The sequence below is a fragment of the Thalassolituus sp. UBA2590 genome (assembly GCF_002339775.1).
GTDB lineage: Bacteria > Pseudomonadota > Gammaproteobacteria > Pseudomonadales > Oceanobacteraceae > Thalassolituus.
Genome location: NZ_DDKU01000104.1, coordinates 473 through 10,100 on the forward strand (window position 1 = coordinate 473; position 9,628 = coordinate 10,100).

Below are 9,628 nucleotides of genomic sequence, written 5' to 3' on the forward strand. Positions count from 1 at the left end.
AAGAGGTATTGATATGTTCGACTGCGTTATGCCAACCAGGAATGCGCGCAACGGGCATCTTTTTACACACAATGGGGTTGTAAAACTCAGGAATGCCGCCAATAAGACTGATACTGGTCCTATCGATGCTGAATGCGATTGCTACACCTGTAAGAACTACAGCCGTGCATACCTGCATCACCTCGACAAGTGCGGTGAAATTCTTGGTGCGACGCTCAACACCATACACAACCTGCATTATTACCAGACGCTGATGGCCGGTTTGCGCAGTGCCCTTGAAGAAGGTACATTTGCCGCATTCGTCTCAGACTTCTATGCCCGCCGCGGCAGGGAAGTTCCGCCGCTGGACACACCAGAAAGTTGAGACCAGAAGAATTTTATTTACAGGCGATGCCTGAACATTGGGAGTAAATTTGAATGAAAGCTTTAATGGCGCTGTTTGCTGTTGTTCCTGCAACTGCTTTTGCTGAGGCTGCCCCTCAGCCTGCGATGGGCGATGCCTTTTCCTGGGTATTCCTTCTCGGCTTTGCAGCGATCTTCTACTTTATGCTGTGGCGTCCACAGGCAAAACGTCAGAAAGAACACAAAAATCTGATTGAAGGTCTGGCGAAGAATGATGAAGTTGTTACTGCTGGTGGCATGCTGGGTAAAGTGACCAAGGTCACCGAAGAGTTCGCAGTGATCGAAGTGGCTGACGGCGTTCAGTTCCCTGTTCAGAAAGTTGCCGTAACAGCAGTACTTCCGAAAGGCACTATCAAAGAAGTAAAAGCCTGACCAACCCTGTAACGGCCTCCTTTGAGGCCGTTTTTTATGCTGAAGGAATAGGGCAGTTGTATGCTCAATAAATATCCATTGTGGAAAAACCTCCTCATTCTTGTGGTGGTTGCACTGGCGTTCATCTACGCCGCCCCAAATCTCTACCCACCTGATGCAGCAATTCAGGTAACGCCAGCGCGCGCTGGTGCTGAAATGTCGTCTGCCACCCTGAATAACGTTCGCGAAGCATTGGATGACGCGGGGATCAGTTATTTTGGTGAAGAAGTTAATGGCAGCACGGCGCTGCTGAGACTCGAATCCGCCGACGCACAACTCCCTGCTAAAGCCGCTATTCAGCGTAAACTGGGGGATGAGTTTGTAGTTGCTCTGAACCTCGCACCTACAACGCCGGACTGGCTGGTCAATCTTGGTGCTGGCCCTATGACGCTGGGCCTTGACCTGAGTGGCGGTGTTCACTTCCTGATGGAAGTCGATATGGACGAGTATGTCTCCGGACGTATCACGAACTATCGTGAAGACCTGAGAACCAGCCTGCGTCAGGAAGATATCAAATACCGTCGTGTCGTCGTCGAAGGCACTAAGGTTCGCCTGAGCTTCCGTCAGGAAGCACTGCGCAGCGAGGCCAGAACCTTCATCAGCCGTAATTATCCTGGTGAGTTCCTGCCTCAGGAAGAAGAGGTCGATGGCAACTTCGATCTGATCCTGATGCTGACCGAGCAGAAAATTCGTGATTTCGAAGATTATGCTCTCAAGCAAAACCTTATGACGCTGCGCAATCGTGTTAACGAACTTGGTGTTGCTGAGCCACTGGTTCAGCGTCAGGGCCGCAACCGAATTGTGGTTGAGCTGCCGGGCGTGCAGGACACAGCTGAGGCCAAGAAAATTCTGGGTAAGGCTGCGAATCTTGAATTTCGCCTTGAAGCAGAACCGGGTGCCAGCCGCTTTGCGACGGAAGAATACAGCTTCCGTGACAACCAGAACCGCACTGCGCGTCTTGAGAAAAAAGTCATTACAACAGGTGACAGCGTCACCAATGCCAGCTCTGGCTTTGATGAGAACAGCTTCCCTCAGGTAAATATCAGTCTCGACAGCAAAGGTGCCGCGCGTATGACGCAGGTGACCAAGAAAGCGGTTCAGCGTCGAATGGCTGTGCTGTTCGTGGAGCGTAAACCGAAGACTACCTACGAGATGGTCGATGGCGTAGAGCAGCCTAAGACGATTCAGGTTGTCGAGAAATCGATCATCTCTCTTGCCACGATTCAAAGCGTCCTGGGCAGTAGCTTCCGTATCACGGGGCTGCAGTCCGCTGAAGCGAATGAGTTGGCATTGCTGCTTCGTTCCGGTGCGCTTGCTGCACCGATGGATTTTGTTGAAGAGCGGACGGTAGGTCCAAGCCTGGGTGCTGAAAACATCGAAATGGGCGCACGCTCTGTGATGGCAGGCCTTGCTCTGGTTCTGATTGCCATGCTCGTGTTCTACCGCGCGTTTGGTTTTATCGCGAATATTGCTCTTGCGGTGAACCTTGTTCTGCTGGTTGCCCTGATGTCGATTATCGGTGCGACCCTCACCTTGCCGGGTATTGCCGGTATCGTTCTGACTGTGGGTATGGCGGTGGATGCGAACGTGCTTATCTTCTCGCGAATACGGGAAGAGCTGAAAAATGGCCGGTCGCCTCAGCAGGCAATTCATGAAGGTTATGACCGTGCCTTCCTGACCATTTTCGACGCCAACCTGACCACGCTGATTGTTGCTGTGATTCTGTTTGCAGTGGGGACTGGTCCGGTTAAAGGGTTCGCCGTCACACTGTCTTTCGGAATCCTGACGTCTATGTTCACTGCGGTCATGGTGACCCGTGCAATGACTAACCTGCTGTACGGTGGTCGCCGTGTAGAGCGCCTGTCGATTGGAGGTAAGGCATGAATACTGTGAACTTTATGCGTTTCCGTCATATTTCGACGGCGATTTCACTAACGTTGCTACTGATTTCGGTCGTTGCTATTGGTATGCGCGGTCTGAACTTCGGTCTCGATTTCACTGGCGGTACGCTGCTTGAAGTGGAATACGAAACCCCAGTTCCTCTCTCTGAGGTGAAATCGGTCCTTGATACCGCAGGCTACCGTGATGTTGTCGTGCAGAACTTCGGTTCTGAGACCGATGTTCTGGTTCGTATGTCTGAGTCCTTCCGTGATGACCTGGGTAACGAAGTTCTCGGGTTGTTGCAGACGAATGTCGAAGATAATTCACTGACATTGCTGCGTAGCGAATTTGTCGGCGCAAGTGTTGGTGAGGAGTTGCGTGATCAGGGCGGTATCGCCATGCTGGTGGCGCTTTTCGTCGTAATGGCCTACGTCGCATTCCGCTTTCAGTGGAAGTTTTCACTCGGTGCGGTCATGGCCTTGTTCCATGATGTTCTTATCATTGTTGGTATGTTTGCGCTCTTCCAGTGGGAGTTTGATCTTAATGTACTGGCAGCCTTGCTCGCCGTTATCGGTTACTCGCTGAACGACACCATTGTTGTCTCTGACCGGATACGTGAGAACTTCCGTATGATGCGTATCGGGTCTCCGGCTGAGATCATCAATGAATCACTGACCCAGACACTGGGGCGGACATTGATGACCTCCTTGACGACCATTCTTGTGCTGCTTGCGCTCTTGTTCCTGGGTGGGGATATCATCCATAACTTTGCATTAGCGCTCACGATCGGTGTTGGCGTAGGTACCTACTCATCCATCTATATCGCAGCGAACCTGCTGCTGGCATTCAATGTCAGTCGCGAAGACCTGCTACCGCCAGAGCTAGAAGAAGAGGGTGACGAGGCTCCTTAGTTTCGGTTTACTATCTTCGGAATGAATAAGAGCGGCCCAGCCGCTCTTGTTGTTCTATCGGTCAGATACTCATACGTCTGTTTTAGACGTACTGTTGTAACGGCGTACGCCATTCATGACTGGCGCGTTGCATTTTACGCCATTTGAATGGTATCAATATGTAACTGGATGGCATGGGGGTGTCCCGGGTAGGGTCGGAACATAAGCTTCGGGATGGAGCAAAACAGGACGTTTGCGGCAAAACTTGTGTCATTAAGGGACAGTTAGCCGGATTTGTCTTTATAACAATAATGAAAGCGGTATGCTGCCGCATTGCTGATTCTCTACTGACCTTTTGGGGGCAAAAGCCAGTGAGCCATCATAATCAGCTATCAGAAGAATAATGAAGGAAGCAGAATGAACGTCAGAACCTTGTTTGCCACTCTGTTTGGTCTTTTGTTTCTGTCGTCCGCAACACTCACTTATGCGGCTGACGATCTCGAATCCCGACGAAACGCAAAGCTCGAAGCAACAGTAATGAACCCCAATCTGCCGCTTGAGAAGCGCATACGTGCGCTCAAGAAATTGCAGAAGGATGAAATGGTTAACGGCCGTATCCTGAGGACGTTCTGTGTCTGGGACCCGCTGGGTAAAACTGGTCCGATTTCCTCGACTGTTGAAGATCAGAAGTTGCGTTCTCTTCATTATGGAATGGACCTCACTGTTATAACTTATCAGGATGAATCTGAGCTTGTCGAGGCGCTTCGCAGCGGCGAAGAATGTGATGCCGCCCTGATTCGTGGTGTTGCTGCAATGGAATTCAACCGTTTTGCTGGCACCATTGAGTCGGTTGGTGGTTTGCAGAGTCGCCAGCAGGTTCAACTGCTGATGCAGGTGATTGCGAATCCGCGCATGGCACAGCGCCTCGGCGATGATAATTACGTTGTACTCGGCCTGGCTACTCTGGGTTCCTCTTTCCGTTACAGTGCCGATCGTAGTAACCGTTCACTCGCCAGCTTTAAAGGCAAAAAGATAGCAACCGAGTCGTTTGACCCCGGGATGGCTCGGCTGACCGAAGCCTTCGGTGCTGATGCTGTGGTCGGCGATATGATGAGCAACGTTCAGAAATACGCCGACAATGAAGTTGCGGGCATGATGTCACCCATTGTCGCCTACCTTGTTATGGGTAGTGGGCAGATCTCGGGTGATGTGGCAATTATTGATACTCCTGTGGCTCAATCGACTATTCAGTTAATTGGCCGTACGGAAAAGTTTCCTCCGGGGCTTGCTCAGATTCTGCGTGAAGACTTCCTCTTCAAGTTCGATAACTATGCACGTCGCGTTGATAACGAAATGGCGCTTGTTCCAGAGTCTTTCTGGGCAAAAGACAGTGCTCAGGATATCGCTGCACTGGAAAAGCATTCTCTGGATGTTCGTCTCAAACTCCGTGAGGAAGGGTATTACGATCCGGCAATGCTCAGGCTGCAACGCAAGATTCGTTGTAAGTTTGACCCTTCCCGTAGCGAGTGCAGTAATCCGAAGGAGTAATCCTGATGTTGTGTGTACAAGCGAACAAAAGGCAGCTCAGGCTGCCTTTTTTAATAATTAACCGTTCTCAGAGCAAAAATGTTCTCGACTGTGCTCTGTTAATTCAAGCACGGCAGAGTGACTGTGACGCCGTTCAGCAACGATGGCGTAGAAGGCTTGCTGTAGTTCTGGGACAGTACCTGCAACGTTGACGTCGTAGCGACGACAGATCTCTTCTGTGATGACTTCCGGCGCAAAAAAGAACCCATGTCCTTCACTGCCAAACGCTTTAAGCAGTGCCGAGTCATCGAATTCTCCGGCAATTCGCATCGAAATTCCCTGGCGTTTGAGCCAGCTCAGCAGGTTTGTTCGCATCGTCGATGAAGAGCCGGTCGGTATCAGAAGCGGTGCATCCACGAGACACTCCGGAAATGACTTGCCCTCCAGCAAGCGACCATTAGCAAAGCACGCAAGCCGGCTGGCACCAAGCTCATGGCTGAAGCAGCGTATGTTCATGCCCGGTGGCACGGGGCTATCGGCCAGCACGACATCAAGTCTGTGCACCGCCAGTTCGCCTAGTAAGGTGATCATCTGCTCTTCTCGGCATATCAGCTTCATCTGTGGATTCTTGGCGATGATAGGGGCAAGCAGCTGGTGAGTAATTGACTTGGGCAGGGCGTCTACGATGCCCACCCTGAGCTCTTCCGGGCGTGTAGTCAACCCCTGCTGCATGACTTCCTGCATCTCTTCGCCTAAGCGGAATATGTCTTTGCAGTATTCGTATGCCAGGTGGCCCGCGTCGGTCAGTTCGACGTTACGACCATTGCGGCGCAGTAACGCTTCGCCCAGATCGTCTTCGAGTAATTTGAGCTGCCCACTTATGGTTTGCGGTGTGATAGCAAGGCGGTCTGCAGCCGCCTGAATGCTACCGCTTTCTGCGACCGCGAAAAAATAGTGCAGGTGCTTATAGTTGAGTCTGTGCATACTTCGTAAAAACCGATATATCATATATAGTTAATACGAATATTATTGTTGTAAAACGCGTCATACAATACGTAAATCAAAAAAGGAGTGAGACTATGAAACGTCCCGATTATCTGAATTCAGAAAACAACGAGCCGGTTGCACGTAGCATACCGGTTGATCAGTATCAGGCTGGTACCGGTGGCAACACCTTTGCACCTGATGCACAAAAAGTACTGCGTAACACCTACGCGCTTCTGGCCATGACGCTGGTATTCAGTGCCGCTATGGCGGGTGTCTCTATGGCAGTGAACGCGCCTTCTTTGGGTTTGCTGACTCTGGTTGTAGCTATCGGTCTTATGTTTGCTATTCATAAAACAGCTAACAGCGTTGCTGGTATTGCGCTGACCTTCGTTTTTACTGGCTTCATGGGCTTTACCCTTGGGCCAATGTTGAACATGGTTGCTGGCATGCAAAGCGGTGGCGCGACCATTGGCCTTGCGTTGGGCGGCACGGGCGTAACCTTCCTGCTGATGTCCGCATTTGGTATGTCTACTAAGCGAGACCTGTCTGGTTGGGGCAAGACTCTGTTTGCAGGCTTTATCGTAGCCATCATTGGTGGCGTGGTCGGATACTTGTTTAACATCCCGGCTCTCTCGCTGGCTATCTCTGCGATTGTCATTCCGCTGAGTGCTGCACTGATCAGCTATGAAACAAACAGCATCGTGCGTGGTGGCCAGACTAACTACGTTCTTGCGACAGTCAGTCTGTATGTCGCGATCTACAACCTGTTTGCGAACCTCCTTGTTCTGTTGGGCGTATTCGGCTCAGACGATTGATAACACTCTGACTCTCTGTGCTCATGAGGGTGTGCCGCAGGCCTGAGGTCTGCGGCTTTTTTGTTTCTGGGCTAAGCTGAATGTATGAAGATACTCCTGTTTTTAGTCTTGGCTTCCGTATACAGCGCCGCGGTCTTGGCTCTGCCCGTGTGCTCAGACCGTGACGCAAAGGCCGCGTCAGACGAAAAAGCCCTCAGCTACTTTCGTAAGCAAGGCGAAATCTTCCATCCCGCCCGTGTTCTCAAGAAACACAACACGAGTCGCCATAAAGAAGTTGCGAGCTATGTGAAGTTTGGCGAAAAGCGCTACAGCATTTTCACTTTGGTAGACACAGACTGCTACGCCAGATTCATCAAACGCACCCGACAAGGTGACTAACGCGCTTCCTCATCTACGAGCAGCTTCTCATTCGCTGGGGTTACTGATAACTTATACTTAAGTTATACAAAGGCTAGGGTGAGACTATGATTCAATTCCAGAAACTGAATAAACGAGATCCCATAGAAAAGGTCATTATTGTGTCGCTTGATCTTGCTCTTTATCAGGTGAATGTCCTGGTTGATGGACAAGAACTGCTGGTCTCTGACAAGAAAGGAAAACCATTGCGCGCCCGAAATACCCTCGAAATTGAAGCTCTATTCGAAGGCTACAACGTCAAGGATATGGTGTTGCGGCATGAAAGCGCCTACGACGAGATGGTGAATCAGCCCACGCGACAGGGAAGCAACCGGATGGAGGTGCCGCTGGGGCGCAATGGCCTGGGTTTTGCTGCGAACGATAGCGAGTAGATCTTTCCTTTCAGGCCGCGTGAGCTAGGCCTTTAATTGCGGGTATCTCGTATGCGTGCGTTATTTTCACTGATAGACGGCTCTGATTTATCGGTCCGGAAAAGGGAGCTGGTTGCTATAGTGTGAATCTATTTCGACGTTAACATGCCCGCGACACTGATCACGTTCATGGCCACTTCAACGATACGCTTATTGCTGTCCATCGCTGCCTGACGAAGGTGGCGATAGGCTTCCTCTTCCGTGATCCCTTTCGACTGGATCAGCAAGCCTTTCGCCTTATCAATCAGCTTACGTTCATCGAGTGCTTGGCGAGCTTCAGCAAGTTCGCTGCTGATGCGTTGTAAGCGCTCCGCCTGTCCCTGAACAAGGTCGGATATAGAACGCGCCAGTTTCACGTTAACACCGGGTGTCAGGTTGCTATCCGAATTTAACGTCGATTCAGGCAGCAAGCCTAATGGAGACTCGGGTGGCTCACTGACTTCTGCCAGATCCTTCAGGTGTTCCCGGTGGAGCCTCAGGTCTTCTTCGGCAGAATTAATTTTGGTTTCACAGAGTTTCATCAGGTCGCCGGTCATATCGAGTTCGATGCTCTGCATTTCATCAATACGGCGTGTCGCTACCTCATACCAGACTTCACTGATGGAGGTCGGCAAGGCATCATCAGCACGATAGCGCTCAATCATCTTACGCAGACGTTCCAGTTCAGCCGTTGGCTCACAGCTCTCAAGTTGATGCCAGCGCGCTTTAGGAACACTGGCAGAGAATTCGGTGAAAATACCGAAGCAGCGTTCCTGCGCATCGAGTAGCTCGTGCACTTTATCTTGAAGGGCATTGCTGAAGCTCCCACTGGTGAAGCCGATTAATCCCATCGCACGTTCCTGGCCCGCATATTCTTTACCTTGAACAAAGTTAAAGAGCGCAACCAGCGCGCGCGTGATCTCCGGGTCATCGGCGATATCAGCCGCTTCAAATATCACCGTCAGCAGCCCAGTAATCAAGCGGCTGTAAAGTGCGGTGTTCTCAGTGGCCGACACTTTGCGCGCGGTTACCTGTGCTCGCAGTGCGTCTATTCCTTCAAGGCATTGAATAACAAACGCCAGACTACTCAATAGTCGGGTTGAGTGGGAGAGAGAGTCGCTTTCACTGAGTTCCGTAAGCGTCTGCCGGAACTGCTTCTGGGCAATGCCGGTGACTTCGAGTTCATCGGCTCGCTGCTGCGCGTAGCGCTGTCCGTCGGACACAAGATAAATGTTGGACAGACCACGTTCACGCTGAAGTTCGTGAATGAGTTCCGTTACCCGACCCACCAGGCGGCAATTCACCTGCAGTTGTTGAAGCGCTGCAATTTCAGCGTGTTTGGCGGCGAGCAGAAAGTCTTCGGAGGTGGTCAGTTGAGGCATGAATCTGAATGAATCCTGATAGTTTGTGGGGATGATACGCTTCAGAGGGGGGAAGTTGAATTATCCTGTGGCCGAAAAGATGACAAGTTGACCAGTCTTGGCCTGATGAGAGTGTTGTCAGTTATGCTACATCGCCCGCCATTGCGGTTATCCTTACTTACACTTTACTTCATAAAGTAATGCTAAAGAAAAGTTGTTGAATCAAGCAGTTAGGGAATATCTACTGACGTGCGCTCGTCACAAAAGGAGTGGGTGGCATGTATTGATACATTTGTCAGATGGTTATTGGAAAGACGATCTAATACCATCTACCCAATACGGGTCTTACTCCGTGTGGCCGTTTTAGACCCCGCGGACAAGTAAGAAAATAATAAGAAAAACAGTGGCTTTTGTTTGCCGGGCTCGTACTCCAAACCCCGATCAGCTCCAGTCACTTGTTCTCGCACGTCAATGCTCGCGCATGGACCCAGAGGAGTGAACCTTGAATAACTTCCGCACAGCACTATTGGTGCCCCTGGTTGCAGGCC

The 9,628-nt window shown here is 51.0% G+C and carries 10 protein-coding genes; 8 read left to right on the forward strand and 2 right to left on the reverse strand.

Annotated elements, in window-relative coordinates; all coding sequences use genetic code 11:
- The 5 genes from B2067_RS09370 to B2067_RS09390 form a co-directional block, all read left to right on the forward strand.
- Positions 1-364 (forward strand): tRNA-ribosyltransferase family protein (locus B2067_RS09370; protein ID WP_301388240.1); only part of this gene is annotated, 364 nt, incomplete at its 5' end.
- Between the two features lie 53 nt (positions 365-417).
- Complete coding sequence (yajC, locus tag B2067_RS09375; protein ID WP_139325749.1) at positions 418-774, forward strand: preprotein translocase subunit YajC; 357 nt, start codon at positions 418-420, stop codon at positions 772-774.
- Positions 775-834: 60 nt separating this feature from the next.
- Positions 835-2,697: a protein translocase subunit SecD gene (gene secD / locus B2067_RS09380; RefSeq protein WP_301388242.1), complete on the forward strand. Its 1,863-nt coding sequence runs from the start codon at positions 835-837 to the stop codon at positions 2,695-2,697.
- Entirely contained in the window at positions 2,694-3,605 is a 912-nt protein-coding gene (gene secF / locus B2067_RS09385) for a protein translocase subunit SecF (RefSeq protein WP_297531804.1), read from the forward strand. The genes secD and secF overlap by 4 nt, the downstream gene beginning before the upstream one ends.
- Before the next feature lie 396 nt (positions 3,606-4,001).
- Complete coding sequence (locus tag B2067_RS09390) at positions 4,002-5,132, forward strand: putative solute-binding protein (protein ID WP_301388245.1); 1,131 nt, start codon at positions 4,002-4,004, stop codon at positions 5,130-5,132.
- Positions 5,133-5,189: 57 nt separating this feature from the next.
- On the opposite strand, the gene nhaR is transcribed toward B2067_RS09390, so the two are convergent.
- Positions 5,190-6,095 carry a transcriptional activator NhaR gene (gene nhaR, locus B2067_RS09395; protein WP_068435934.1) on the reverse strand — a complete coding sequence of 302 codons (906 nt, stop codon included), beginning with the start codon at positions 6,093-6,095 and terminating at the stop codon, positions 5,190-5,192.
- A 95-nt stretch (positions 6,096-6,190) separates the two neighbouring features.
- Between nhaR and B2067_RS09400 the strand changes: the two genes are divergently transcribed.
- The 3 genes from B2067_RS09400 to B2067_RS09410 all read left to right on the forward strand — a co-directional run bounded on the left by B2067_RS09400 (position 6,191) and on the right by B2067_RS09410 (position 7,701).
- Positions 6,191-6,913 carry a Bax inhibitor-1/YccA family protein gene (locus B2067_RS09400; protein WP_297531799.1) on the forward strand — a complete coding sequence of 241 codons (723 nt, stop codon included), beginning with the start codon at positions 6,191-6,193 and terminating at the stop codon, positions 6,911-6,913.
- A gap of 84 nt (positions 6,914-6,997) precedes the next feature.
- On the forward strand, positions 6,998-7,291 hold the full coding sequence (locus B2067_RS09405; protein WP_297531797.1) for a hypothetical protein: 294 nt from the start codon (positions 6,998-7,000) through the stop codon (positions 7,289-7,291).
- Between the two features lie 86 nt (positions 7,292-7,377).
- Positions 7,378-7,701, forward strand: coding sequence for a DUF6482 family protein (locus B2067_RS09410; RefSeq protein WP_068435937.1), 324 nt, complete (start codon positions 7,378-7,380; stop codon positions 7,699-7,701).
- Between the two features lie 128 nt (positions 7,702-7,829).
- On the opposite strand, the gene B2067_RS09415 is transcribed toward B2067_RS09410, so the two are convergent.
- Positions 7,830-9,101, reverse strand: coding sequence for a nitrate regulatory protein (locus B2067_RS09415; RefSeq protein ID WP_301388246.1), 1,272 nt, complete (start codon positions 9,099-9,101; stop codon positions 7,830-7,832).
- Positions 9,102-9,628 lie beyond the last annotated feature (527 nt).

Coding starts and splice junctions, on each gene's coding strand:
- yajC (WP_139325749.1), top strand. CDS start 418: ATGAAAGCTTTAATGGCGCTGTTTGCTGTTGTTCCTGCAACTGCTTTT.
- secD (WP_301388242.1), top strand. CDS start 835: ATGCTCAATAAATATCCATTGTGGAAAAACCTCCTCATTCTTGTGGTG.
- secF (WP_297531804.1), top strand. CDS start 2,694: ATGAATACTGTGAACTTTATGCGTTTCCGTCATATTTCGACGGCGATT.
- B2067_RS09390 (WP_301388245.1), top strand. CDS start 4,002: ATGAACGTCAGAACCTTGTTTGCCACTCTGTTTGGTCTTTTGTTTCTG.
- nhaR (WP_068435934.1), bottom strand. CDS start 6,095: ATGCACAGACTCAACTATAAGCACCTGCACTATTTTTTCGCGGTCGCA.
- B2067_RS09400 (WP_297531799.1), top strand. CDS start 6,191: ATGAAACGTCCCGATTATCTGAATTCAGAAAACAACGAGCCGGTTGCA.
- B2067_RS09405 (WP_297531797.1), top strand. CDS start 6,998: ATGAAGATACTCCTGTTTTTAGTCTTGGCTTCCGTATACAGCGCCGCG.
- B2067_RS09410 (WP_068435937.1), top strand. CDS start 7,378: ATGATTCAATTCCAGAAACTGAATAAACGAGATCCCATAGAAAAGGTC.
- B2067_RS09415 (WP_301388246.1), bottom strand. CDS start 9,101: ATGCCTCAACTGACCACCTCCGAAGACTTTCTGCTCGCCGCCAAACAC.